Source organism: Streptomyces sp. WMMB 714 (genome assembly GCF_900090125.1).
Taxonomy (GTDB): domain Bacteria; phylum Actinomycetota; class Actinomycetes; order Streptomycetales; family Streptomycetaceae; genus Streptomyces; species Streptomyces daqingensis.
The window spans coordinates 272,463-296,897 of the sequence record NZ_FMHJ01000008.1; the positions used below are offsets into that span (position 1 = coordinate 272,463).

Annotated in this window: 18 protein-coding genes and 1 pseudogene; 9 read left to right on the plus strand and 10 right to left on the minus strand. The window is 72.4% G+C overall.

The window, feature by feature from the left end; all coding sequences use genetic code 11:
• Nucleotides 1-78 precede the first annotated feature (78 nt).
• Complete coding sequence (locus H181DRAFT_RS17065) at nt 79-1,062, plus strand: FecCD family ABC transporter permease (RefSeq protein ID WP_045865436.1); 984 nt, start codon at nt 79-81, stop codon at nt 1,060-1,062.
• Nucleotides 1,059-2,111, plus strand: coding sequence for a FecCD family ABC transporter permease (locus H181DRAFT_RS17070; protein WP_045865329.1), 1,053 nt, complete (start codon nt 1,059-1,061; stop codon nt 2,109-2,111). The genes H181DRAFT_RS17065 and H181DRAFT_RS17070 overlap by 4 nt, the downstream gene beginning before the upstream one ends.
• Nucleotides 2,112-2,183: 72 nt before the next feature.
• Here the strand turns inward: H181DRAFT_RS17070 and H181DRAFT_RS17075 are convergent, their stop codons facing one another.
• The 6 genes from H181DRAFT_RS17075 to H181DRAFT_RS17100 form a co-directional block, all read right to left on the minus strand.
• The gene (locus H181DRAFT_RS17075) at nt 2,184-6,233 is read right to left on the minus strand and encodes a non-ribosomal peptide synthetase (protein ID WP_078895790.1); all 4,050 of its coding nucleotides are present in this window, start codon (nt 6,231-6,233) and stop codon (nt 2,184-2,186) included.
• Nucleotides 6,230-6,469, minus strand: a complete 240-nt coding sequence (locus H181DRAFT_RS17080; RefSeq protein WP_045865330.1) for a phosphopantetheine-binding protein — start codon at nt 6,467-6,469, stop codon at nt 6,230-6,232. The genes H181DRAFT_RS17075 and H181DRAFT_RS17080 overlap by 4 nt, the downstream gene beginning before the upstream one ends.
• Complete coding sequence (locus H181DRAFT_RS17085; protein WP_045865331.1) at nt 6,466-7,113, minus strand: isochorismatase family protein; 648 nt, start codon at nt 7,111-7,113, stop codon at nt 6,466-6,468. The genes H181DRAFT_RS17080 and H181DRAFT_RS17085 overlap by 4 nt, the downstream gene beginning before the upstream one ends.
• Nucleotides 7,114-7,151: 38 nt before the next feature.
• Nucleotides 7,152-8,801, minus strand: coding sequence for a (2,3-dihydroxybenzoyl)adenylate synthase (locus H181DRAFT_RS17090; RefSeq protein WP_045865332.1), 1,650 nt, complete (start codon nt 8,799-8,801; stop codon nt 7,152-7,154).
• Nucleotides 8,798-9,979, minus strand: a complete 1,182-nt coding sequence (locus H181DRAFT_RS17095) for an isochorismate synthase (protein WP_254666882.1) — start codon at nt 9,977-9,979, stop codon at nt 8,798-8,800. Before H181DRAFT_RS17095 ends, H181DRAFT_RS17090 begins: the two co-directional genes overlap by 4 nt.
• A gap of 241 nt (nt 9,980-10,220) precedes the next feature.
• Nucleotides 10,221-11,018 (minus strand): 2,3-dihydro-2,3-dihydroxybenzoate dehydrogenase, encoded by a 798-nt coding sequence (locus H181DRAFT_RS17100; RefSeq protein WP_045865333.1) that lies wholly within the window; start codon nt 11,016-11,018, stop codon nt 10,221-10,223.
• 293 nt (nt 11,019-11,311) lie between these two features.
• Between H181DRAFT_RS17100 and H181DRAFT_RS17105 the strand changes: the two genes are divergently transcribed.
• Together H181DRAFT_RS17105 and H181DRAFT_RS17110 are read left to right on the plus strand one after the other, a co-directional pair.
• Complete coding sequence (locus H181DRAFT_RS17105; protein WP_045865334.1) at nt 11,312-12,010, plus strand: DUF2470 domain-containing protein; 699 nt, start codon at nt 11,312-11,314, stop codon at nt 12,008-12,010.
• Between the two features lie 118 nt (nt 12,011-12,128).
• Nucleotides 12,129-12,890, plus strand: a complete 762-nt coding sequence (locus tag H181DRAFT_RS17110) for a hypothetical protein (RefSeq protein WP_045865335.1) — start codon at nt 12,129-12,131, stop codon at nt 12,888-12,890.
• A 138-nt stretch (nt 12,891-13,028) separates the two neighbouring features.
• Here the strand turns inward: H181DRAFT_RS17110 and H181DRAFT_RS17115 are convergent, their stop codons facing one another.
• Nucleotides 13,029-14,081, minus strand: a complete 1,053-nt coding sequence (locus H181DRAFT_RS17115) for a LacI family DNA-binding transcriptional regulator (RefSeq protein ID WP_052708617.1) — start codon at nt 14,079-14,081, stop codon at nt 13,029-13,031.
• A gap of 47 nt (nt 14,082-14,128) precedes the next feature.
• On the minus strand, nt 14,129-14,317 hold the full coding sequence (locus H181DRAFT_RS29195) for a hypothetical protein (RefSeq protein ID WP_175439789.1): 189 nt from the start codon (nt 14,315-14,317) through the stop codon (nt 14,129-14,131).
• A 298-nt stretch (nt 14,318-14,615) separates the two neighbouring features.
• Here H181DRAFT_RS29195 and H181DRAFT_RS17120 point away from each other — a divergent pair, with 298 nt between their 5' ends.
• Complete coding sequence (locus H181DRAFT_RS17120; RefSeq protein WP_045865337.1) at nt 14,616-15,590, plus strand: aldo/keto reductase; 975 nt, start codon at nt 14,616-14,618, stop codon at nt 15,588-15,590.
• A 302-nt stretch (nt 15,591-15,892) separates the two neighbouring features.
• Here H181DRAFT_RS17120 and H181DRAFT_RS17125 read toward each other — a convergent pair whose 3' ends face one another.
• On the minus strand, nt 15,893-18,376 hold the full coding sequence (locus tag H181DRAFT_RS17125; protein WP_045865439.1) for a SpoIIE family protein phosphatase: 2,484 nt from the start codon (nt 18,374-18,376) through the stop codon (nt 15,893-15,895).
• Nucleotides 18,377-18,761: 385 nt separating this feature from the next.
• Between H181DRAFT_RS17125 and H181DRAFT_RS17130 the strand changes: the two genes are divergently transcribed.
• Both H181DRAFT_RS17130 and H181DRAFT_RS17135 read left to right on the plus strand, forming a co-directional pair.
• Entirely contained in the window at nt 18,762-19,502 is a 741-nt protein-coding gene (locus tag H181DRAFT_RS17130; protein WP_254666883.1) for a DUF899 family protein, read from the plus strand.
• A 204-nt stretch (nt 19,503-19,706) separates the two neighbouring features.
• Nucleotides 19,707-20,303: pseudogene (locus tag H181DRAFT_RS17135) on the plus strand (LURP-one-related/scramblase family protein); the annotation flags it as partial.
• Between the two features lie 76 nt (nt 20,304-20,379).
• Here H181DRAFT_RS17135 and H181DRAFT_RS17140 read toward each other — a convergent pair.
• The gene (locus H181DRAFT_RS17140; RefSeq protein ID WP_052708619.1) at nt 20,380-21,516 is read right to left on the minus strand and encodes a hypothetical protein; all 1,137 of its coding nucleotides are present in this window, start codon (nt 21,514-21,516) and stop codon (nt 20,380-20,382) included.
• A 455-nt stretch (nt 21,517-21,971) separates the two neighbouring features.
• Here H181DRAFT_RS17140 and H181DRAFT_RS17145 point away from each other — a divergent pair, with 455 nt between their 5' ends.
• Together H181DRAFT_RS17145 and H181DRAFT_RS17150 are read left to right on the plus strand one after the other, a co-directional pair.
• Nucleotides 21,972-22,820 (plus strand): ABC transporter ATP-binding protein, encoded by an 849-nt coding sequence (locus H181DRAFT_RS17145; protein ID WP_074467907.1) that lies wholly within the window; start codon nt 21,972-21,974, stop codon nt 22,818-22,820.
• Entirely contained in the window at nt 22,817-24,424 is a 1,608-nt protein-coding gene (locus H181DRAFT_RS17150) for a hypothetical protein (protein WP_045865340.1), read from the plus strand. Before H181DRAFT_RS17145 ends, H181DRAFT_RS17150 begins: the two co-directional genes overlap by 4 nt.
• Nucleotides 24,425-24,435: the final 11 nt, after the last annotated feature.

Below are 24,435 nucleotides of genomic sequence, written 5' to 3' on the forward strand. Positions count from 1 at the left end.
GAGCACCAGGCCCCCACCGGCCGGCATCAACCCGTCACACCCGGCACCGGCGCTCCCGCGCCGCAGCCGCAGCGGTACGTGCTGCGTCCCGCCGGACTGCTGCTGGGGCTGGTGCTGCTGACGTGCGCCGTAGCGCTGAGTCTCTCGGTGGGCACCCACCACGTCCCGCTCGGCCAGGTGTGGGACGGCCTGACGCTGGGCGCGGTGGGCAAGAACGAGACCATCGTCCACGACCTGCGGCTGCCGCGCACCCTGATCGGCGTCGCCGTGGGAACAGCGCTGGGTCTGGCCGGCGCCGTCATGCAGACACTCACCCGGAACCCGCTCGCCGACCCGGGCCTCCTCGGGGTCAACGCGGGGGCGTCCGCGGCGGTGGTGACGGCCATCAGCCTGCTCGGGGTGCGCAGCTTCAGCGGCTACCTGTGGTTCGCGGTCGCGGGTGCGGCGGTCGCCGCGGTCCTCGTCAACTCCCTCGCCGGCAGCCGCTCGGCGACCCCCGTCCGCCTGGCGCTCGCCGGCACCGCCGTGAGCGCGGCGCTCAGCGGCTACGTCAACGGCCTCCAACTCCTCGACCTGGAGGCGCTGGACCGCATGCGCGACTGGGACGTCGGCAGCCTCGCGGGACGGAACGGAGACCTGCTGCTGGAGGCCGCTCCCCTGCTCCTGACCGGTACCGTGCTGGCGCTCGCGCTGGCCCGCCCCCTGAACGCCATGGCACTCGGGGACGATTCGGCCCGCTCCCTCGGCGCGCACCCCGGAAGGACGCGGGTGCTGTCCGTCGCCTCCGTGACTCTGCTGTGCGGCGGCTCCACCGCGGTCTGCGGACCGATCGGCTTCATCGGCCTGATGGTGCCGCACGCGGTACGCCCCTTCACCGGCCCCGACACGCGCTGGCTGTTCCCGTACTGCGCCCTCTACTCCCCGGTGCTGCTGCTCGTCTCGGACGTGGCGGGGCGCGTCGTCGCACCGCCGTCGGAGGTCCAGGTCGGCATCGTCACCGCGCTGCTGGGCGGGGTGCTCTTCATCCATCTCGTACAGCGCCGGAGGGTGGTGCAGCTGTGACGCGGTCAGCAGTCGTGGAGGTGGGCCGCGGCCATGTGCGCGCCCGTGGCGGGCTGTCGCTGCGTTTCGAGCCGCGGGCGCTGCTGGTCTCGGTGCTCCTCGCCGCGGCCGGAGCGGCAGCCGCCGTCGCGGCCGTCGGCTTCGGGGACTTCCCGCTCTCCCCCGCGGAGGTGGTGGGCACTCTGCTCGGGGCCGGGCCGCCGGGGGCGGAGTTCGTCGTGATGGAGCTGCGTCTGCCGCGCGTCCTGGACGGGCTCCTGGTGGGTTTCGCGATGGGCGCCTCCGGCGCGGTCTTCCAGTCCGTCTCGCGGAACCCGCTGGGAAGTCCGGACATCATCGGTTTCGGCAACGGCGCGTCAGCGGGAGCCCTCGTGGCGATCATCCTGCTCGACGCGAGTGCGGCGTCCACCGCTGCGGGCGCGGTCGGCGGCGGCCTGGTGACCGCCGGCGCCGTGTACGTGCTGGCCTGGAGGGGCGGCGTACACGGATTCCGGCTGGTCCTGATCGGCATCGGCGTATCGGCGGTGCTGGGCGCCTGCACCCGGTTCCTCTTCGTACGGGCCGAGTTGGGGAAGGCGGCGGAGGCCGCCACCTGGATGGTCGGCAGCCTCGGAGGACGAGGCTGGAGCGATGCGGGGACCGCGGCCGCGGGCGTGCTGGTCCTGCTGCCGGTCGTGCTGGCGCACGCCCGGAGGCTCGCGCTGCTGGAGATGGGCGACGACGCGGCGGCAGCCCTCGGCGTCGCTCCTGAGCGGACCCGCCTGGTGCTGCTCGCGGCAGGTACGGGCCTCACGGCGATGTCGGTGGCGGCGGCCGGCCCGATCCCGTTCGTCTCGCTCGCGGCGCCCCAACTGGCCCGCCGTCTCACACGGTCGGGCGGTCCGAACGTACTGCCCGCCGCGTGGATGGGCGCACTGCTGGCGGTGGGCGCGGACTGGACCGCCCAGCGGCTTCCGGGAATCGTGCCGGTGGGGGTGGTCACCGGCGTGACGGGCGGGCTCTATCTGGCGTGGCTGCTGTTGCTGCAGCGCCGCTCCCAGCGCCTGTAGGGGAACGACCGGACGGGGACGACGGGCGGGGACGGGCCGGGCGGGGCCGCCACAGGCCCCGCCCGGCTCCGCTCATCCCGCGTCGCCCCTCAAGTGACCGGCGATCACGGAGGCGACGGCTTGGATCTGCTCCGGCCGGGTCAACTCGTGGTGCAGGCAGGGCAGATCGTGGTTGAGGATGCCGCCGGAGACGTACGGACGCCACGCGTCCCGCCGGAGCCAGTCCTCCGAACGCGGCGCCGTCGCGGTGAAGAAGACCATGTCACCGTCGAAGCGGGCGTGTTCGTGCTCTCTCATCAGCCGCGCGTTGTTGACGACGATGCGTGTCACGGCGGTGAGCGTCTCCTCCGGGAGCCCCGCCAGCGCGCTGCCCTCCTCGCGCAGCCGCTCCAGCACCTGCGCACGTTCCAGTTCGCCGTCCTGCGACTCGAAGCCCGCCATGCGCAGCAGCGCCTTCAACGCGTCGGCCTCCTGCGGCACTTCCATGCCGCGCCACTGGTCGGCCGGATAGGCGTCCATCAGCGCGAGCAGCTCGACCTCTTCGCCCGCTTCCCGCAGAAGCACCGCCACGGCGTGTGCGACGACCCCGCCGACCGACCAGCCCAGCAGCCGGTAGGGGCCGCGGGGCTGGTGCTTGCGGATCTCAGCCGCGTAGTCGGCGGCCATCTCGGTCATGCTGCCGGGAAGCGGCTCCCGGCGGACCAGTCCGCGGGCCTGAACGGCGATGACGGGCTGATCCGCGCCGAGCGGGGCGAGCAGCCCCGAGTAGCACCAGCCGAGGCCGCCGGCCGGGTGGACGACGAACAGCGGCCTCTCGCTTCCGGCGTCCCTGAGCGGCAGCAGGACCTCCAGCGCACCGGAGTCGTCGAAGCCGCCGTCGAGTCCGGCCGCGAGCGCTGCGGGGGTGGGCCTCTCGAAGAGGGAGGCGACGCTCAGCCGCGCGCCGGTCTCCTCACGCACCCGGGCCATGAGCCGTATCGCGAGCAGCGACGTACCGCCGAGATCGAAGAACCCGTCGTCCGCTCCGACCTTGGGCAGGCCCAGGACCTCGGCGAAGACGCGCGTCAGTGTCTCCTCGCGGAGAGTGCCGGGGGGCCGGCCGGGGCCGTTGCCGGTCCCTTCGTTCTCCGGCGCGGGCAGCGCCTTGCGGTCCAGCTTGCCGTTCGGGCTGAGCGGCAGGGCGTCGAGCGTCACCAGCGCCCCGGGAACCATGTGGGCGGGCAGCCTCGCCGCGAGCCGGGAGCGCAGCGGTTCCGCGCCGGGCGGCCGGAGTTGCTCGGACGGAACGACGTAGCCGACGAGCCGCTGATCGCCCGGCCTGTCCTCGCGTACGACGACGCAGGCGGCCCGCACTCCGGGGTCGTCGGTCAACGCCGCCTCGATCTCGCCGAGTTCGATGCGCAGTCCGCTCAGCTTCACCTGGGTGTCGGTCCGTCCCAGGTACTCCACGGCCCCGTCGTCCCGCCACCGCGCGACGTCGCCGGTGCGGTACATGCGGGCTCCGGTCTCGCCGCGTGCGGCGGCGAACGGGTCGGCGACGAACCGCGCCGCAGTAAGCTCCGGCCGGCCGAGGTAGCCCGTGGCGAGCTGCGCGCCCGCCAGGTACAGCTCCCCGGGCACGCCGGGCGGGCAGGGCTGAAGCGCCGCGTCCAGCACGTACAGACGCGTGTTCCACACGGGGCGGCCGATCGGCACGGGCCCGCTCTCCCCGGCGACGCAGGGGTGGTGGGTGACGTCCACCGCGGCCTCGGTCGGCCCGTAGAGGTTGAACAACGGCACGTCCGGCAGCAACCGGTGGAAGCGGTCGGCGGTGTCGCGGGGCAGGGCCTCCCCGCTGCAGAAGACACGCCGGAGTCCGGCGGCGTCCGCGGACACGCCGGGCTCGGCGAGGAACTCCTGGAGCATCGACGGCACGAAGTGCACCGTGCTGATGCCCTGTTCGCGGATCGTGCGGGCCAGTGCGGCGGGATCGCGGTGCTCGCCGGGCTCCGCCATGACCAGGGTCGCGCCTTCGCGCAGCGGCCAGAAGAACTCCCAGACCGACACGTCGAAGCCGCTGGGGGTCTTCTGGAGCACCCGGTCGCCGGGGCCGAGACCGTACTGGGCCTGCATCCAGCGCAGCCGGTTGTCGATGGCGGAGTGGGGCACGACGACGCCCTTGGGCCGCCCGGTGGAACCGGAGGTGTAGATCACGTACGCGGGGTGCTGCGGCGTGAGGGGGCGTCCGGGGGTGGTGTGCAGATGCGCCGAGACGTCCAGTACGTCGAGCGGCAGCACGGGGACGGCGGTGTCCGGCAGGAGCCCGGCCGTGGCGCTGTCGGTCAGCACGCACCAGACGCCTGCGTCCTCCAGCATGCCGCGGAGCCGTTCGGTGGGGTGGTCGGTGTCCAGGGGCAGGTACGCCCCGCCGGCTTTGAGTACCGCCAGCAGCCCGACCACCAGGTGGACCGACCTCGGCAGGGCCACCCCCACGAGGGAGCCGGGGCGGACTCCGAGCAGCGCCAGCTCGCGGGCGAGCCGGTTGGCTTGTGCGTTCAGCTCGCCGTAGTCGAGGGTCCGGCCGTCGGCGACGAGTGCGGGCGCGCGCGGCGCGGTGGCCGCTCGCGCTTCGAACGGCCCGAGGAGTGTGGTGGGCCGTGTCGGGACGGCTGTGTCGTTGAACTCCTCCAGCACGGTCTCCCGTTCGGCTGCCGTCACGATGGCGTGCGAGGCGAGCGGCAGGTGCGGATCGGTGCCGGTCAGTCTCTCCACCAGTTCGACGAACCGCGCCTGACGGCGTGCCACTTCGGTCTCGTCGTACAGGGCCGGGTTGGCGTCGTGGTCGATGCTCAGTCCCCGGCCGTCGCCGCGGACGTTGACCGTCAGGTGCTCGACCGGTCCTGCCGACAGGTTGTGCACCCTGGCGGGGGTGCCGGCGAAGTCCGGGCTGTGGTCGAAAGGCATCGCGTTGACGAGCGGACCCGTCAGAGGGCGGCCGCCGGCCTGCGCGCCGGTGTCGCGCCGGATGTCCTCGTACCGGTAGCGCTGGTGGCGGCGGAGGGAGCGGAGACCGAGTACGACCTGCCGGGTCAGTTCGGCGAACGTGGCCCGGGGTGTGACGCGCAGCCGCAGTGGCAGGACGTTCATCACCATGCCGGGTGTGCGAAGCGCCACCGAGCCCGTACGGCACATCATGGGCACGCCGAGGACCACGTCCTCGTTCCCGGTCTCCCGCGACTCCGTCAGGGCCTGCACGGCGATGAGCACCTCCGGCCACGTCGCCCGCAGCGACGCGGCCAGCTCCCGCATCCTCCCGGCCGCGTCCGCGTCGAGCCGGGCCGTGGAGCGGTGGAAGGCGGAGGAGGGCAGCAGGGCGGGCCTCTCCGCGGCGGAGGAGTCCTCGGCACCGGCAAGGGCCCGCACCCAGTGCGCACGGTCGGTCCCGTAGGCGGGCGACGCTCTGTACTCGGCGTCCTCGGCGACGAGTTCGCGGAGGTGCCCGAACGGGCCGGGGCCGGCGTCCGCCCCCTGGAGCAGCGACGTGTAGATGTCGGCGACGCGGCCGGCGACGAGCGAGTAGCCGTACCCGTCCATGACGGCGTGGTGGACCCGCAAGTACCACAGCGTGCGCTCTTCGCCCGTTCTGAGCAGTGCCGTGCCGAACGGCGGCCCGGCGGTCGGATCACAGGGCCTGAGCAGGTCCTCGTCCATCCAGGCGCGGGCCGCCCGGTCCGGGTCGGGCTCCCCGCGCAGGTCGCGTTCGTGGAGCGGGAAGCCGTCGTCGGCGGGCCGCACCGGCAACTGCCGTGTTCCTTCCGGGGTTTCGAGGAACTGCACCCACAGCGCGTCGCACTCGGCGAGGCCGCGCCGGACGGCCTCGCGGAGGGCGGCGGGATCCAGCGGGCCCTCGATCTCCAGGTACTCGGCGGTGTTCAGGGCGGGGCTTTCCGGGTCGAGCATGTGGGAGAGCCACATGCCGGTCTGTGCCGCGGTCAGCGGCAGACCGGCCCCGGGGCCGTACGGGCTGCCTGTCTCGGGGCCGTACCGGCTGCCTGCCTCCGGGCCGGCGCTTTCCGGGCGGCCGTCGTCCGGGCGGGTGTCTTCTCCGGCGTCGTCGATCGGCCGGTCGACGGAGGTGGTCATACGCGATCCCGCAGCAGGTCCCACCAGAGCGAGATGCCCGGCTTCTCGGCCAGTTCGGCGAAGGAGACCCGCACTCCGTGGTCGCCGCGCCAGCGTTCGACGAGGCTCATGAGGCGGACGGAGTCCAGTCCGAGGTCGGCGAGGTTCTCCTCGTCGGGGATGTCCGCGGGGTCCTCCCCGAGGACGTCGGCGACGTCGGCCCGGATGCGTTCGAGAGTCAGGGGCACGGTGCTCATCCCTCCTGCCCGGCGACGTCGCCCACGAGGGCGCCGGTGGTGGTGACGGACGCGCACTTCGAAGCCGCCCACCTCAGCGCCGAGAGGTGGTCCCCGGCGCTGAAGTCGGCGACGGCGTCGGCGACGACGAACGCCTGGATGTCGCGCATCCAGGCGTCGCAGGCCGTCATCAGCACCCCGATGTGGGCGTAGACACCGACGACGATCAGCTGGTCGCGGCCGGCGGCCGCCATGCGCTCCGCCAGGTCCGTACGGACGAAGGCGCTGTACTTCCACTTGGTCAGCACGGTGTCGCCCTCCTCGGGGGCGACGTCCGCGGCGATGGCTCGGGCACGCTCCTCGTCGGGCAGCCCCGGCCCCCAGAAGTCCTGCTGGAGCCCCCGTTCGCCGGGGGACTGGCCGCCGGGCTGGGCCGAGTACACGACCGGGACGCCCGCGCGGGCGCACGCCTCCTTCACGCGTGCGACGTTGCCCAGCATCTCCTCCAGCGGGGAGGCCCCCCGGGTGAACGCGTCGAGGAAGTGGTTCTGGAGGTCGTGCACGAGGAGGACCGCCCGGGAGGGGTCGGGTCTCCACGTCACGCGGTTGTCCGGAACCTCGGCCGCCGCGGGCATGGGATACGGCTGAATCGAGGGGAGCGCCATGGGAGTCGGTGCCCTTTCGGTGGTGGAGGGTGGTGACGTCACTGTTCGAGTTCGAGGAGCCGGGCCGCGATGGCGGCCCGCAGGTCCTTCTTGCTGACCTTGCCGATGCCCGTGGCCGGGAACGCCTCGCTGAACTCGATCCGGTCGGGGATCTTGTAGCCGGCCAGTCCCCGTTCGCGGAGGAACTTCTTCATGTGCAGCGGCTTGACGGGTTGCGCGTCCCGGCGCAGGACGATGTAGGCGCAGACACGCTCGCCGAGATAGCGGTCGGGCATGGAGACGACTGCCGCGTCGTGCACTCCCGGGTGGGCCAGGAGATGGTTCTCGACCTCCTCGGCGGCGACCTTCTCCCCGCCCCGGTTGATCTGGTCCTTGGCCCGGCCCTCGACGACGAGTTGGCCCGTGGGCGTGCGCCGGACGACGTCGCCCGTGCGGTAGAAGCCGTCCTCGGTGAAGGCGACCGCGTTGTGCTCGGGGGCCCGCCAGTAGCCGCGGATGGTGTACGGCCCGCGGGTGAGGAGGTGGCCGGTGGCCCCGTCGGGCAGGTCCTCGTCGTCCTCGTCGACGATCCGTATCTCGTCGTCAGGTGAGATGGGCCGGCCCTGCGTGGTGACGATCGTCGCCTCCGGGTCGTCGAGCCGGGTGTAGTTCACCAGCCCTTCCGCCATCCCGAAGACCTGCTGGAGTGTGCAGCCGAGAGCGGGCCGCACGCGGCGGGCGGCCTCCTCGCTGAACTTGGCGCCGCCCACCAGCAGCACCTCCAGACTCGACAGGTCGTGACCTCCTCGTTCCGCCGCCTCCAGCCACACCAGGGCGAGAGGCGGCACGAGTCCCGTGATCGTGACGCGTTCACGCTCGATGAGCGGAAACGCCGTCTCGGGGGCGGGCTGCGGCGCGAGGACCACCGTGCCGCCGGCGTGGAGCGCGCCGAGCGTTCCGGGCGAGCTGAGGGGGAAGTTGTGGCCGGCCGGCAGCGCGCACAGGTAGACGGAGTGCTCGTCCACGCCGCAGATCTCGTTGGACGCCCGGACGGAATAGATGTAGTCGTCGTGCGTACGCGGGATGAGCTTCGGGACACCGGTGGTCCCGCCGGAGAGCTGCAGGAACGCCAGGTCGTGCGGTGACGGCTCCTCCAGAGCCGCCGGGGTCTCGCCGGCGCCGGCATCGGCGACGTCGGCGAGACGTTCGTGGCCGCCCGGGTCCGCGTCGGCGACGAAGACGTGCCGGAGCGTGGGCACTTCGGCCCGCACTCTGTCCGCGAGCTCCCGGTGGTCGAAGCCTCCGTGCACGCCGGGCACGACGTAGGCCACGGCCTCGCTGAACGCGCACAGGTGGCGGATCTCGGCGTGGCGGTGGGCGGGCAGCGCGAAGACGGGCAGCGCCCCGATACGGAAGAGCGCGAAGACCACCTCGAAGAACTCGGCCACGTTGGGCAGTTGAAGGACGACCCGGTCGCCCTTCCGCACTCCGCGGGCGTGGAGCCCGGCGGCCATCGCGTCCGCCCGTGCGTCGAGTTCGGCGTAGGACCAGCGTCTTCGCGACGCCGGGTCGACGATCGCTGTGCGCTCCGCGTAACGCTCGGCCCTGTCCCGCAGCATCCGGCCGAAGGTCTCGCCACGCCAGTAGCCGGCCTCCCGGTAGCGCTGGACGTACTCGGCGGGCCAGCCCTGGACCTCCGTTCCCGTCACAGCTCGGCCCCCACGGCGTCCAGGAACGTGCGGAACTTCGCCGCGGTCTCCTCGGTCTCCGACTCGGGCACGGACGCCGACACGACACCCGCTCCCGCGTACAACCGCAGTGAACGTCCTTCTGCCTCGGCACAGCGGATGGTCACGACCCACTCCCCGTCGCCGCTCTCGTCGGCCCAGCCGACCACACCGGTGAAGAACCCCCGGTCGAAGGGCTCCAGTTCACCGATGAGACCGCGTGCACGTCCGGTCGGCGTGCCGCACACCGCGGGCGTCGGATGCAGAGCGAGAGCGAGTTCGAGTGAGGTGGGCTGCCGCCCGTGCCCGTCGGGCACGGCCAGTTCACCGGCGACGGTCGTGGACAAGTGCCACATCGTCGCCGTCCGTACGAGCGTGGGCTGCGGCGGGACGGACAGTTCGCTGCACAGCGGGTCGAGGGCTTCGAGCACGGCCTGGACGACGACCGCGTGCTCGTGCAGGTCTTTCGCGGACTCCAGAAGCGCCGCGGCGGCCCGCACGTCCTCGGCGACGTCGGGACTGCGCTGCGCCGAGCCGGCGAGCGGGTTGGCGACGATGTGCCGGCCGCGGCGGGAGACGAGGAGTTCCGGGCTGGCGCCGAGCAGCGTGCGTCCGGGGCCCGTGGGCGTCGCGAACGTGTAGCCGCGCGGGTCGCGGCGCGCCAGCCGCTGGACCATCGCGGGCGTGTCCAGGTCGGCCGGGGAGCTGAGTTCCAGCGTGCGGGCCAGCACCACCTTGTCCAAGTCCCCGCGCTCCACGCGGCGTACGGCCTCCCCGACGGACTCCGCGTAGACCGCCGGTTCCGGCACCGGACGCACCCGCCACGGGCCGCCCGACGGGGTCTGCGCGGGCAGCGCGATCAGCGGGTCCTGGCAGAGCGGCGGTGCCCAGCGTGCCGTTCCGGGGACGGCGAGCTCGACGGGCTCGGTGCTCGTGAACGGCACGGCACCCACTACGAAGGGGGCAGCCTGCCCCTCCTCCCTGGCGGCCCGGAGGGTTTGGGCGACGCGGTCGCCCAACGGCGCCGCACCGTGCGGCACTCGGGCGTGTACCCCGCGCGCGAGGAGGGTGCGGAAAGGGGAGGCGAAGAAGGTGTCCCCCGGCCGGTAGGCGTCCAGCAGCGCGGTCGCTGCTCCGACCGTCCCGTCATCCGCCCGCACGCCACGCGATGCGCCGGCCGAGGTGCCACGTCTCAACTGCGCGGGTACGGGCCCCCCTTCGTACTCTTCGTACGTCTCCGTGGGGACGTCGCGCGGGCTCGTCGCAGCTGGGCACCCGCGGTCTGTGATGTCGGAAGACACCGGTCGCTCCGTTCTCGGCACGGATGGTGCCGGAGGTGTGGGGATTCGAAGTCGGTTCTGACCCGGTCGGCCGTCCGGGAGCGGACGGCGCCCGGGGTCTCTAGGCGCGCAGGGTCGCTCCGCCGTCGACGTACAGGTCGTGCATGGTGATGTGCCGGGCCTTGTCCGAGAGGAGGAAGAGCACGGCTTCGGCCACGTCCTCGGGGTCGGCTATGCGCCCGAGGGGGATCCCGGCGCGGTACGTGAGGAGGTCGCCCTGGAGGACGTTGGCCGGCGGCTCGTCGCCGTCCCACAGGCGCCGCTGCATCTCGGTGTCCGTCGATCCCGGTGAGACGACGTTGCAGCGCACCCCGGAACGCCCGAGCTCCAGTCCGAGGCACTTGGTGAAGTGGGTGGCTGCGGCCTTGGATGCGGCGTAGGCGGCCATCCCCGTGCGGGGCACACCGCCCGCGTTGGACGCGACGGTGACGATGCTGCCCGCGCCCCGCGCCACCATGCGGCGTGCGACAGCCCGGGACGTGTGGAAGACACCGCCCGCGTTGACCGCGAAGGTCCGCTCCCAGTCGCTGTCGGTGAACTCCGTGACGGGTGCGGTCGTCAGGACCCCCGCGACGTTCACCAGGAAGTCGACGGGGCCCCTCAGGGATTCGACGCTCTCCACGACGGCGTCCACCGCGGCGCTGTCGGCGACGTCGGCCGCGTGCGCGGTGAGCCCTGCCGAACCGAGTTCCTCCTCGAGCGACTTGAGCGCCTCGGTGGCCATGTCGACGGCCGCGACGCCGGCGCCGCGCTCCGCGAGTGCACGGGCCACGGCTCGCCCGATGCCCTTGCCCGCCCCTGTCACCAGTGCGGTCCGGCCGTCGAACTCCCCGCGTCCTGCGGGTCTGTCGTGCTCCACACCTGCCTCCTCGGCGAACGTACAGTTAGGTTAGCCTAACCTTATTCCCATCGTCTGCACTCCCCCGGACTGGATCTCCGCGCGAACACGCACGCGGGCAAGCGAGTTGTGGGCCGGCTGACCGGTGATGCGCTCCGGACGAGTCGACCCGCGCCCCGTCCGCACCCCTCGGGACGGCGACACACCCCCTCACGTGATCGCCGGATGACCCGCGACATCCAGCTTAAGTTAGGTTAGCCTCACCTAAGTACGCTGTCTCGCGTCTCTCCGTCCAGCTTCATGGGAGAAATTCGATGCGCCCCTTCCGCGCCCGCCCCACCCGCCCGACCTCCGCCGAACGCATGCGGTCGATCCTGGCCGCGGCCCATTCGATGACGCTGGTCAGCGACGGTCTCCACACCGAGGTGCACCGGCTCCAGGACACCGGCACGAACGGCCACATCCACCTGCACGCGCCCTCCGGCGCGGCGTCCCCGTCGGACCGGCCGTGCCTCCCGGTGAGGCTGGAGCTGACCGACATCGCGCCCACCCCGCTGCGGGACCGGCTGCGGGCCCGAGTCACCCTGACCGGGCTGCTGACAGGCCCGTACGACGAGCGAGCCGGGAGCATCTGCATGGAGTTCGGCCAAGCAGTCCTCGAAGACCCCGGCGGCCGTACGTTCGTGACACTGGACGAGCTTCAGCAGGCGGCACCCGACCCCCTGGCCACCTGTGAGGCCGGCATGCTCACCCACCTCGCGGACGGCCACAGTGACTTCGTCTCCCAGCTCGTGCGCCTCGTGGAACCCCAGCCGGACACGGGCGTACTGCGTGCACTTCCCGCGGCGCTGGACCGGTACGGCGTGACGCTGCGCCTCGAGTACCCCCGCGGCCACCGCGATGCGCGGCTTCCGTTCGCGAAGCCCCTGACCGATCCCGACCAGCTCGGCTCGCGGATGCAGGCGCTGCTCGCAACCGCCCGGCGCATCTCCCATCTCAGCCGCCTGACGTGACCTGTGGGGCCCGGCACGGTCCGTTCCCGGGCACGGACGGGCACGACCGTCCGCGAGCCGACGAGCACCTCACCGGCACGCACGGGGTGACGCAAATCGGATCGCTACACTCACGAGCATGGAGGCGCCCCTCTGGTTCCTCGCCGTGGGAATGGCCGAAGTCGCCTTCGTGGCGGCCTTCTTCGTGAGCGAGTGCGTCCGGCTGTTGTTCCGCGAACAGATCGCGGACACGGAGCGGAAGCTGCATGCGCTACCCGGCGCTCTATACATCAGTCACTTCGCAACGCCGATGGCGACGTTCACGGTCGGCCTGGTCGCCGGCTACGGCATCAATCAGATGAGCGAGGGCGGAATCGCGGGCTTCAGCGGCCTGGTGACCGTCGCTGTCATCGGTGTCGCTCTGGGACGCTTCCACCTCCAGGATGCGACCGGGACCCTGCCCAGACCCGTACCGCGTGCGCGTTGGCGCCTCCAACTCGCCGACGCACGCCGCACGTTCGACAACGCTTCATCGTTGCCCGCGGTCGAGCTGGACCGCGCGAGGAGCCGTCTGGACGTGATCGCAGAGGTGGGCGACCGGCTGGTCCAGCGTTCCTCCACGCTGACGTGGAGGAACGCGATCCGCAGGGAACGGCGATGGGTTGTCGTGCTGGTCCCGACCGCCGCGTTCCTGCCGCTGGCGGCCGTGGCCCGGACAGTGGCGGTTCACGGCCTCGGCACTGCGGCAGCCGGGCAACTCGGAGTGCTCTCCCTCATGACGGCGTGCGTCATTGCCGCCGCGGTCGCCCGGCGCACCAGGCATCAGCGCGAGCTGTACGCGCTCGGCACGGAGCTGCGCAGCGAGGCCGCCCGCCTGACAGCGCAGTACGTTCGCGCTTAGGGATGCCTCCGCCGGCACTCCGACCGTTCACGGTTCAGCCTGCGATCCGGCAGGAAGTGGCACGGGCGGGGATTCACAGAGGAGTCACCGCCGCGTCCGTGTACACCGTCCCGCGCCGCATGCACCGCTCCGGGGCGGTCAGGCCCCTCGCGCCGGCCCGCTGGACTCCCTGACCGCGAGGCGGATGTTGAGCATCTCCTCCTTGGCGGGGCCGCCTTGGAGGAGGTCGAGCAGGAGGCGGCCGGCGGCTGTGCCCTTCTCCACCAGCGGCTGCTGGATCGTCGTGAGCGGCGGGTCCGAGGTGGCCGCTTCGGGGATGTCGTCGAAGCCGGTCAGCGTCAGGTCGCCGGGTACGGAGAGCCCGCGGGCGCGGGCCGCGCGGAGGGCGCCGAGGGCCAGTTGGTCGGTGAGGCCGAGGATGGCGGTGGGCCGGGGGTCGCTGTCCAGGAGGACGTGTGCGCCTGCTTCCCCGTCCTCCGGGGTGTTGTTGCGTTCCTGGGTGGTGATGCGGACGTCGGGGAGGGGGCCGTGGCGGAGCGCGTCGCGGATGCCGCTGAAGCGTTCCTTGAAGATGCGGAACGTGCTGGCGGCGAGCCGGTCGTCGCCGACGGGGCCCACGTAGTCGTCGGCGAGGAGCCGCGGGGTCAGGATGCCCACGTCGTGGTGTCCGAGCGCGGTGACGTGCTCACCGATGAGACGTCCGCCGTGCCGGTCGTCGACGCCCACGAAGGCGGTTCCGCGGATGCGCGGCTGGTCGACGAAGACGGTCGGCAACTGCCGTTCCATCACGGCCTGCACCGCTTCGTGGTCCTCCGGCATGGAGTAGATGCACATGGAGTCGACGACTGCCTGCCGCAGTGTGCGGGCCATGTCGGAGTTCGGCGGTGAAGGCAGCAGCAGCAGGCCGGCGTTGGCCGTCTCGCACTCGCGGGCCACGGCACCCAGGAAGAGCACCGCGGCAGGATCGGAGAAGGCGTAGGACAGCGGCTCGGTGAACAGCAGGCCGACCATGCCCGAGCGGCCGAGCCGGAGCTGCCGGGCCGCCGGGTCGGGGCCCGGGTAGCCGAGTCGGCGCGCCGCGTCGAGGATCTGCTCCCGCAGTTCGGCGCCGAGCCTTTCGGGCCGGTTGTAGGCGTTCGAGACCGTGGCCCGGGAGACCCCGACGAGGTCCGCGACCGTCTGGAGTGTCACTCGTGAGCCGGCGCCGGCCCTTCTTGTCTGCATGTCATGTGTGCTTACTACGAGGTGGGAGCGAGCCGGTCCGCCAGTGAGCGCAGCGTGCGGGCGAGCCGGAACCGCATGGTCCGTTGCTCCCGGCGGGCGACGGGCGCGCGGCGCTCGGGAGCTGGGTCGTCCTGCGTCGGGGCGTGCGGCAGCGCCGAGTTCGCGACGCCTTCCACCGCGCTCCGCGCTAAAGAGCCGGCCATGCTTTCGAACATAGCGATCCCCCTCGGTCGAGTTCAATCAATCGGTCTACTAGATCGATATAGTCCAGGCCGCCGGTGACCCTGTCAACCGCCCGTGAGGGGGCTGCGACCGCCCCACCTGCCATCGGCGCGGGGAAGAGCAGGCCACGGGGCATATCGCGGTGCGATCGAAGGGTGGGTGGAAGCAGCGGGGCCGGTCCCGCGAACCCTCTTGACGCCTTCGGAGGGGCTTCTGTATCAATTTAGTAGATCGATTCACTCACGTACACCTGCTGCGGCAGCGAAGGGGGAAGTTCCGATGACGTGGACGCGCGAACTCGGCCGTCTCGACAGCGAGTTGCCGCCCATCGGCATGGGCTGCTGGGCGATCGGCGGCCCCTGGACCTTCGACGGAGCCGCCGCGGGCTGGGGAGAGGTGGACGACGAGGAGTCCGTCCGCGCCGTCCGCACCGCGCTCGAGTCGGGCGTGACCCTCTTCGACACGGCCGACGTCTACGGCTGCGGACACAGCGAGCGTGTTCTCGGCAGGGCTCTCGCCTCGGTACGGGACGAAGTACGCATCGCCACCAAGGGCGGGCTGCTGTTCGACGAGGAGTCCCGCTCGGGCAGCGGCGCGGACGCCGGCCGCCGGTATCTGCGCGAGGCGGTGCGCGGCAGCCTCCGGCGGCTGGGCACCGACCGTGTGGACGTCTACCAGCTGCACGCGGGTGCCGAGACGCCGCAGCAGGCCGAGGACGTCGTCGCCGTCTTCGAGGAACTGGTCGCCGAGGGCTTGATCCGGGCCTACGGAACGAGCATCGACGACCCCGCGATCGTCGAGGTGTTCGCCGCGGGAGAGCGCTGCGCCACCGTGCAGCACCAGTGCAACGTCTTCGGGGTGGACGACCGGCTCCTGGACGTCTGCGCGGCGTCCGGGGTGACGAGCCTCGGCCGAAGCCCCCTGGCCATGGGTCTGTTGAGCGGAAAATACAGCGCGCCCCGGGATCTGGCGGACAGCGACGTGCGCCGGGTGACCCCGCACTGGACCTACTTCCAGGCCGGCGCGATGGACGGCTGGCTGGACCGCATCGCGCGCGTCCGCGAGGTCCTCACCAGCGAGGGCCGGTCGCTCGTGCAGGGCGCGCTGGCCTGGGTGTGGGCGCGCAGCGAGGTCACCGTCCCGATCCCCGGGTTCCGTACGCCGGAGCAGGTGCGCGAGAACGTCGCGGCGGTCGGCTACGGGCCGCTCACCCGGTCCCAGCTCGACGAGATCGACAAGCTCCTCGGCAGGTGATCGCCGGCCGCGCCCAGGGCTGAGCCGTACCGGGCCGTACCGGGCCGGGGTGGACGCGGCGGGACCGCCGCCGCGTCGTGCGGGAACAAGTGGCCCCGCGTGCCGAGGGCTTGGGCGGCGGCGACGTTGTACTCGTCCCACAGGTCCGACATGAAGGCGTCCCCGTTCGGGGGCGAGCCGTGCCGCCCCGGCGAATCCCGACGCGGTGACACTGCGGCCTCCCCCCAGGGCAGGGTCAAGCGACCGGCCCGGCCAAGGGGGACAACTCGCGGCCGACGTCGGCGAGTTGCGCTCGCGGCGGTTCAGCCCTGGAGCTGCTCCGTCCCGTCGAAGAGCGTTTCGGCGAGGTCGGGCGGCAGCGCGGGGGTGGAGAGAGTGAGCGGCTGTTCGGCCCAGATCGTCTTCCCGTCGCGCACGTAACGCGTCCCCCAGCGCTGGGCGAGCTGGGCGATCAGGAAGAGGCCGCGGCCGCCTTCGTCCGTGCTGCGGGCGCGGCGCATCCGGGGCGAGGTGCTGCTGGTGTCGGAGACCTCGCAGATCAGGTCCCTGTCCCGGATGAGACGCAGCGTCATCGGTCCGTCCGCGTAGCGGTACGCGTTGGTGACCAGTTCGCTCACGATGAGCTCGGTCGTGAAGGACATCTCCTCCAGTCCCCACTCTGCGAGCCGGCGTGCCGCCAGCGCCCGCGCACGGGCGGCGGCGGTGGAGTGCGCGGACAGCTCCCAGGTGGCGACCTTCTCCTCCGTCAGCGCTCGGGTACGGGCGAGGAGGAGCGCCACGTCGTCGGTGGGGCCCTCGGGCAGCAGCGCCTCCTCCACCGCGGTGCAGGTGTCCTCCAGCGTGCGGCCGGTGCCGGCGAGCGCACCGCGCAGCCGGGCCATCCCGTCGTCGAGGTCCCGCCGCCGGGCCTCGACCAGGCCGTCGGTGAACAGGGCCAGCACGCTCCCCTCCTCCAGCTCCAACTCGGAGGCCTCGTACGGCAGTCCGCCCAGACCGAGCGGCGGGCCCGCCGCGATGTCGGGGACGCTCACCTCGCCGCCCGGGGTGACGACGGCGGGCGGCAGATGGCCCGCCCGGGCCAGGGTGCAGATCCGCGAGACCGGGTCGTAGACGGCGTAGAGGCAGGTCGCGCCGACGAGCTGCGGGGAGTGCGCGTCGGTCGTCTCCCGCTCGGCGGCCAGCCGGTCGACGAGGTCGTCGAGATGGGCGAGCACCTCGTCCGGCGTGAGGTCGAGGTTGGCGAGGGTGTGCACGGCGGTGCGCAGCCGCCCCATGGTGACCGCGGCGTGGGTGCCGTGGCCGACGACGTCGCCGACGACGAGGGCGATGCGGAGCCCGGAGAGCGGGATGGCGTCGAACCAGTCGCCGCCGACGCCGGAGGCCGGGTCGGCCGGACGGTAGCGGTGGGCGATCTCGGCCGCCGGATGCCCGGGGACGTCGTGCGGCAGCAGGCTGTGCTGGAGGGTGAGCGCGGCCTGCTGCTGCTGGGTGTAACGGCGGGCGTTGTCGATGCACAGTGCCGCGCGGGAGGCGATCTCCTCCGCGAGAGTGACATCGTCCTCCTCGTACGGGGCGGGCCGCCGGGACCGCCAGAGGCCGAGCGTCCCGAGCACGATCCCGCGGGCGGCGAGCGGCACCACCATGAGCGAGTGGACGCCCAGGCCCAGCGCCCGCGCGGCCAGTTCGGGGCGGGCGGCGAGCCACGGAAGCCCGTCGTGCAGACGCGGTTCCAGAACGGGACGCTGCTCGAACACGCACTGGAGGTGCGGAGAGCGCGGCGGGAAGGAGATCACGTCGCCGACCGGGGCCATGACCTGCAGCATCTCCGGCTGGACGCAGTGGACCGCCATGCGGCGCGCCGGCCCGTACGCCCCCCTGACGGGCTCGTCTCCGCGGACCACCGGCTCCAGCAGGTCCACGGAGACGCAGTCGGCCAGCTCGGGCACGACCGCCTCGGCGAGTTCACGGGCGGTCCTCGCCACGTCCAGAGTGGTTCCGATGCGGCCGCTGGCCTCGTTGAGCAGCGCCAGCCGCTGGCGGGCGCGGTAGCGCTCGGTGACGTCCTCGACCGTCTGGGCGACACCGAAGACCCGGCCGGCCGGGTCCTGCATGCGGAACGCCGAGACCGACACGAGCATCTCCCTCGCCGGGTCGGAGTTGGTCCGGCAGAGCTGCTCGGCGAAGAGCGAGGACCGTCCCGAGTCCAGCACCTCCCGCAGTTGCGCGTCGACCGCGTCCGCATCGGGCCGGAGCAGGAAGTCGCCGACGCGCCGCCCCCGATGCTCCGCGGCCGAGACCTCGCTGAACTTCGCGATCGCCCGGTTCACCCGCAGGATGCTCAGGTCCGGGGCGAAGACCGCCAGGCCGATCGGGCACTTCCGGAAGAGTCCGTACAGGAGCGAGCGCTCCGTCTCCCACTGGAGCACCTCCTCGGCGGGCGAGCCGACGAGGAACCACTCGTGGGTGGCGTCGGGGCGCAGAACGGCCCTGGCACGGCACCCCATCTCCACCCGGCGGCCGTCGCTGGTCCGCACGGGCACGACGCCGAACCATTTCCGGTCGCGCGTGCACTGCGCGACGGCTGCCATGACCGTGTCACGATCGGCGGGGTCCGTCAGGACGTCGTACGCGGGGCGGCCCAGCACGTCCGCGGGAGCGTGGCCGAGCAGCTCCTCGGCCCGCTCGCTCCACCCCACGACCGTCCCGTGCACGTCGATGACGGCCGAGGCCGCGGGACCGACCGCGAACGGATCCTCCGGCCCCTCGCTGAACAGCGACGCCTCCATCACCACCACCTCGTGCTTTCCGGGCGGAACCACGGGCAGCGCCGCCCGGGACGGCCCCCGGGCGCCGCCCGGCGGCGACTCCCACCGGGTCCGACGGCGGCACCCGCGGTGCCTGTCCCAGTATCGGCCCCCGGGACGATCCTCGCGTTTCCGTCGTGCCCGTACAGAACAGCGCCACACAGCGCCGGTGTGTGTCTCCGCCCGCCGGGACGGCGCCCCCGTGGTCCGGTGGGTGGGCCCGGGAGGGGCGGCGTAGTTTCCCTGCCTGCGGACACCCGGCCCCCACCTGGCGTTGCCGGTCGGATGACGGGTGGTGGGTGAGGTGGTGGGTGACGGATGACAGATGACAGACGGCCAACGCCAGATGACAGATCACAGATGTCCGATGACAGATCGCAGACGGCAGACGGCAGACGGCAGACGGCAGCAGCCCACCCCGGGGGTAGCGATGCGGCAGACCAACCTGAAGGAACCGCCCGAGTACGTCAGCGCCCGCGAGGAGCTGCAGCGTGCGGAGATCGAGCTGATGCGGCAGCGGGAGCGGGTCGCCGAGCTGCGGCGGCGGATGCCGCAAGGCCCCGTCGTCGACGACTACGCGTTCGACGAAGGCCCCGCCGACCTGTCGGAAGGTGACGCGCCTGCGCGGTCCGTGCGCCTGAGCGAGCTGTTCGGCGGGCCCGGACGCGACCTGATCGTCTACCACTTCATGTACGGCAAGCGGCAGACCGAGCCGTGCCCCATGTGCACGATGTGGCTCGACGGGCTGAACGGGGTCGCCCGACACGTCACGCAGAACGCGGACCTCGCGGTCGTCGCCGCGGCAGGGCTGCCCGAGCTGCGCGCCCACGCCCGGGCACGCGGGTGGAGGAACCTGCGGCTGCTCAGCGCCGGGTCCGGGTCGTTCAAGTACGACCTGGGGAGCGAGGACGCGGACGGTGCCCAGGACTCGACGGTGTCGGTGTTCACGCGCGACGAGGACGGGGCCGTGCGGCACTTCTATTCAGTGCATCCGCGGATGTCCGAGGACATCGACCAGCGCGGCATCGACCTGTACAGCCCCGTGTGGCACGTCCTGGACCTCACCCGCCGGGGCCGGGACGACTGGGCCGCCTCCCTCGACTACTGAGCGCGGCGGCAGTGCTGAGGCGGCAGTGCTGAGGCGCGGCGGTTTCGCGGAGCCGCCGCGGCGGTCCGGCGGCGGGCGGCCGGGAAGCGGAGTGTCGAGCTCAGCGTGGCGCCGGTCACGAGCAAACGGCTGTCCAAGTGACCGCGTGCGCCGGACGCTAAGGTCCCAGGCATGACGGCAGAGCATGTGACACCGAGTGACCGCACACTTTTCGACTCCCCGGTCGTCGTGGTGAACCAGAAGGGCAAGCTGGTCGAACTCACCAACGAGTACCAGGTGTTCGACGAGGACGGCAGGAGCCTGGGGTCGGTGGTGCAGACCGGCCAGAGCAAGGCGAAGAAGGTGCTGCGGTTCCTCACCGACGTCGACCAGTACCTCACGCACCGCCTCGAGGTACGGGACGCGGCCGGCGCGCTGCAGCTCGTCCTGACGAGGCCGAGGAAGTTCGTGAAGTCGCGGCTGGTCGTCGAACGCCCCGACGGATCGCAGGTCGGGGAGATCGTGCAGCAGAACGTCTTCGGGAAGATCGCTTTCTCGATGGAGGCGGGCGGACGGCAGGTCGGCACCCTCCAGGCGGAGAACTGGCGGGCCTGGAACTTCTCCATCACCGACAAGGACGGCAAGGAGGTCGCCCGCATCACCAAGAAGTGGGCGGGACTTGCCAAGGCGGCGTTCACCTCCGCGGACAACTACGTCCTGGAGGTCCACCGCCCGCTCGAAGAGCCGCTGCGCAGCCTGGTCGTCTCGACGGCCCTCGCTGTGGACACCGCGCTCAAGCAGGACACCGGATCCGGCGGCTGACCGGACCCTGCGCTTCATGTGACGGGGCGGGGCGACGCCCCACCACCTCTCGGTGGCGGGGCTGTCGCGGTCGGCTTCAGTCGGTGCCGGGTCGGTCCCGGTCCTGGGGGTCGTCGTCAGGTGGTTCTTCGCCGTCCGCCGAGGGCCGGTCGTCGTCGGCGGCGGGCTCGCCCTCGTCCGTGTCGGCGTCCGCGTCGGTCTCCGCGGGTGCGTCCGCGGGCGCGGGCGCGGGCGCGGGTTTGCGGAGGTCGATGGCGATGTCGACGTGGTCGTCGCCCTTAGCCCGCGCTCCGTCCTCGAGCTTCGTCAGAGCCGTCGTGATCGAGTCGTACAGGACCTTGGCCTGGGCCCAGTCGCCCGGATCCTCGCCGGGTGACGGGCAGCGGCGTCCTTCCCGGAGGACCGTAAGGACCGCGATGAGCGAAGGGCCGGACAGTGCTACCCGGCAGCAGCCGTTGCCGGTGTCCTCTGCTTCCCCGGGGAGACGGAAGTGCGCGGCGCCGGCCGCCTTACCGACGAGGAACGCCCAGAGGTCGCGGTGGCAGTCGAGCCGGACGGTGGTGATCCTCGCGGCTGCCCGTAGCGCCGCGAGGTGTTCCTCGTCGTGACAGGCTTCCGGTTCGTGACAGGCGTCCGGCCCGTTGCCGGCTTCGCGTTCGTGGCCGGCTTCGCGCTCGTGGCCGGTTGGTGCCGTCGCGGGCTCGGTCGTCCGAGCCGGCTCGGTCGTCTGGGCGGACTCCGTCGTCCGAGCGGGCTCGGTCGTCCGAGCGGGCTCGGTCGTCTGGGCGGGCTCCGTCGTCCGAGCGCGTCCCAGTCCCTGCGCGGGCTCCGGCTGCGGGCCGGATTCGGCGGTTTCCGGTTCGGGCTTCGACGCCGTTTCCGCTTCGGAGCCGGGTTCGCCTCCGGCGTCGGGTCCTGGCTGCGGCTCGGCCGACGGCGGCGGCGCTGCCGGTTGCGGAGGTTCGGGGCGTTGCAGCCGGGCGACATCTGCGCGGACGGCTTCGATGCGGGAGGCGAAGTCCTGGCGGGTCGCGTGAACAGCGCTGTCGAGGAGCGTGTGGGTCTGGTTGACGGAGCCGTTGACGCTGTCTCGGGTCTCCTGGGATTCGAGTCGGTTGGCGGTTTCGAGACTCTCGACTCGCGCGCTGAGCGCCTGGACTTGTTCCGCGAGGTTGTCGACTGCCGTCTTCAAGCGTTCGATGCCGAAGGCCACGTTCGGGTCTCCTCCTATCGTCGCGCTGACGAGGGAGGCTCCCCACGGAGGACGCGGTCGACGCGGCGGCTTTCGGCCTGCTTGTGACGCACGGAGCGGGCGGTCACGGCAGCGCGCGCCGCCCCTGCCGCTCCCCCCACGCGCGCCGAGGACCCGCCGGGAACGCGCCGGGGGCGCGCCGGAGATCGCCCCGGTGTCGGCCCGGTATCGATCCGCCCACCCAGCGCCCGCCCCCGTGGACGCCTGTGAATACTGGAGCCACCCGGCCACCGGAGGCCAGGGCGTCCGCGTCCGGCCGGGGCACCGGTGCGGTGTGAGTCCGGACGGACGGGTGAACGCGTGACCGGGAGACGGGCAGGACCCGGGCTCTCGCCCGTGGTGCCGGAGCCGCCGGGCCGCGAAGGGGCGGCCGGGCGGCATCACCCGGTACGGGTCCGCGGAGAGCGAAGGAAGGCATGGCTGTGACAGTGCCGGAACCTCAGCAGCAACTCGACGGCGCCGGCCGCGGGGGCTTCGACGCGGCGGTCCGCGTGCGCGGGCTGCGCAAGCAGTTCGGCGAGCAGGTCGCCGTCGGCGGCATCGACCTCGACATACCCGCTGGGCAGTTCGTCGGGCTGGTCGGGCCGAACGGCGCGGGCAAGACCACCACGCTCTCCATGATCACCGGTCTGCTCCGCCCGGACTCCGGCACCGTCGAAGTGGCCGGCCGCGACGTGTGGCGCGACCCCGTGGACGTCAAGTCGCGGATCGGTGTGCTGCCCGAGGGGCTACGGCTTTTCGAGAGGCTCTCCGGACGCGAACTGCTCACCCATCTCGGCGCGCTGCGTGGCTTCCCCCGCGACGAGGCGGAACGGCGCGCGACGCAGCTGCTGGAGACGCTCGACCTCGCCGGCTCGCAGCACAAGCTGGTCGTCGACTACTCCACGGGCATGCGCAAGAAGATCGGCCTCGCCGCCGCGCTGCTCCACAACCCCGAAGTGCTCTTCCTGGACGAGCCGTTCGAAGGCGTCGACCCCGTCTCCGCGCAGACGATCCGCACCGTCCTGGAGCGCTACACCGGCTCCGGCGCGACGGTCGTCTTCTCCAGCCACGTGATGGAGCTCGTCGAGTCGCTGTGCGACTGGGTCGCCGTCATGGCGTCCGGCAGCATCCGCGCGCACGGTCCGCTCGCCGAGGTGAAAGGCCCCGCGGACTCGCTCCACGAGGCGTTCCTGCAGCTCGTCGGGGCGCGCGAGCGGGCGGCCGCCGGGGACGGCCTGGACTGGCTGGGCGGCCGTGCCGGACGGCCGGACGGTGCCGAGTGAGCGCGGCGCCGTCCGTCACATGGACGTTCACACGGATCAAGCTGTCGCTGCTGCGGAACGGTCTGCGCCAGTCCTCCGGACGCACCGCCGCCTTCATCACCTCGATCGTGCTGGTGCTGCTGTTCGGCACGGCCCAGCTTCTGGGGCTGATCGTGCTGCGGGGCAACGAGCACGCCGGGGCCGTCGTCGTTCCGCTGGCGGCGCTGCTCGCGCTCGGCTGGGCGGTGATGCCGCTGTTCTTCCCCGGCGGTGACGAGACGCTCGACCCGACCCGCCTGGTCATGCTCCCGCTGCGGGCCCGGCGGCTGATGCCGGCGCTGCTGACCGCGTCCCTCGTCGGGATCGGGCCGCTGTTCACCGTGCTGATCGCCTTCGGCGCGGTCCTGGCCGTCGCCCACGGGGCGGTGGCGACGGCGGTCGCGGTGGTCGCCATGCCGCTGCTCGTCCTCGTGTGCGTGGCGCTGGCACGTGCCTCGGCGACCGCCAACGTCCGGCTGCTCACCAGCCGCCGCGGCCGGGACCTGGCGCTGCTCAGCGGTCTGCTCATCGCGGTCGGCATCCAGGTCCTCAACCTCGGTGTCCAGCGCCTGGGCGAACAGGGCGGGCTCTCGGCCCTGGAGCCCGTCGCCGGGGTGCTGGCGTGGCTGCCGCCCGCCTCGGCCGTCGCGTCGGTGCAGTCGGCGAGCGACGGCGCGTACGGTCCCGCCGCCGCTCAACTCGCCCTGTCCGGTGCAGCGCTGGCCGCGCTGCTGTGGTGGTGGTACGGCGGCCTGGAACGGCTGATGACCTCTCCTGACGCCTCGACCGTCCAGTCCGCGACCGCGCCGGGGAAGGCGCGCCGGCGCACCGGCGGCACGGGGCTCGCCCGGTTCCTGCCGCGGGACCGCACGGGCGCGGTGATGCTGCGCGTCCTGCGCTACGCCTGGCGGGACCCGAAGACGAGGGTGGGCTGGGCCTCTTCGCTGGGCGTCGGGCTCATGCTCCCGGTGGTGTTCGCGGCGCAGGGCAACGGAAGCGCGTACAACGCCTGCTGGGTCGCCGGGCTGCTCGGCATCCAGATGTACAACCAGTTCGGGCAGGACTACTCGGGCTTCTGGCTGGTCGCCTCGACGATCTCCTCCGCGCGGGACGCCTACTCCGAACTGCGGGGACGGATGCTGGCGATCGCGCTGGTGGCGGTGCCGTACGTCACCGCGGTCGTGGTGGCGTACTCCGGGTTCCTGGGGCAGTGGCAGAGGATTCCCGAAGTCCTCGGCCTGGCCCTGGGGCTGCTCGGTGCGCTGCTGGCCACGGGCGTCTTCACCTCGTACCGCTTCCCCTACTCCATCCCGCAGGACAGCGGCCACAAGAACGTGGCCCCGGGCCAGGGCTCTCTCGCCTACCTCAGCATCTTCGGCGGCATGGCGGCGGGCGTGCTGCTGTGCGCTCCGCTCGTCGCGCTGACGGTCTGGCTGCATCTCTCCGGCGGCCACACATGGCTGTGGACGGTGCTGCCCGCCGGGCTCCTCTACGGGCTCGCCGCACCGTCCCTCGCTCTGCGCGGGGCGTCGCCGCGTGTGGCGGCCCGGCTTCCGGAGATCCTGACGGCGGTCAGCCGGGGCTGACGGAGCGGGCG

Coding starts and splice junctions, on each gene's coding strand:
- H181DRAFT_RS17080 (WP_045865330.1), bottom strand. CDS start 6,469: ATGAGCACCGTGCCCCTGACTCTCGAACGCATCCGGGCCGACGTCGCC.
- H181DRAFT_RS17125 (WP_045865439.1), bottom strand. CDS start 18,376: ATGGAGGCGTCGCTGTTCAGCGAGGGGCCGGAGGATCCGTTCGCGGTC.
- H181DRAFT_RS17105 (WP_045865334.1), top strand. CDS start 11,312: ATGCGCCCCTTCCGCGCCCGCCCCACCCGCCCGACCTCCGCCGAACGC.
- H181DRAFT_RS17130 (WP_254666883.1), top strand. CDS start 18,762: ATGACAGATCGCAGACGGCAGACGGCAGACGGCAGACGGCAGCAGCCC.
- H181DRAFT_RS17110 (WP_045865335.1), top strand. CDS start 12,129: ATGGAGGCGCCCCTCTGGTTCCTCGCCGTGGGAATGGCCGAAGTCGCC.
- H181DRAFT_RS17085 (WP_045865331.1), bottom strand. CDS start 7,113: ATGGCGCTCCCCTCGATTCAGCCGTATCCCATGCCCGCGGCGGCCGAG.
- H181DRAFT_RS29195 (WP_175439789.1), bottom strand. CDS start 14,317: ATGGCCGGCTCTTTAGCGCGGAGCGCGGTGGAAGGCGTCGCGAACTCG.
- H181DRAFT_RS17145 (WP_074467907.1), top strand. CDS start 21,972: ATGGCTGTGACAGTGCCGGAACCTCAGCAGCAACTCGACGGCGCCGGC.
- H181DRAFT_RS17120 (WP_045865337.1), top strand. CDS start 14,616: ATGACGTGGACGCGCGAACTCGGCCGTCTCGACAGCGAGTTGCCGCCC.
- H181DRAFT_RS17075 (WP_078895790.1), bottom strand. CDS start 6,233: ATGACCACCTCCGTCGACCGGCCGATCGACGACGCCGGAGAAGACACC.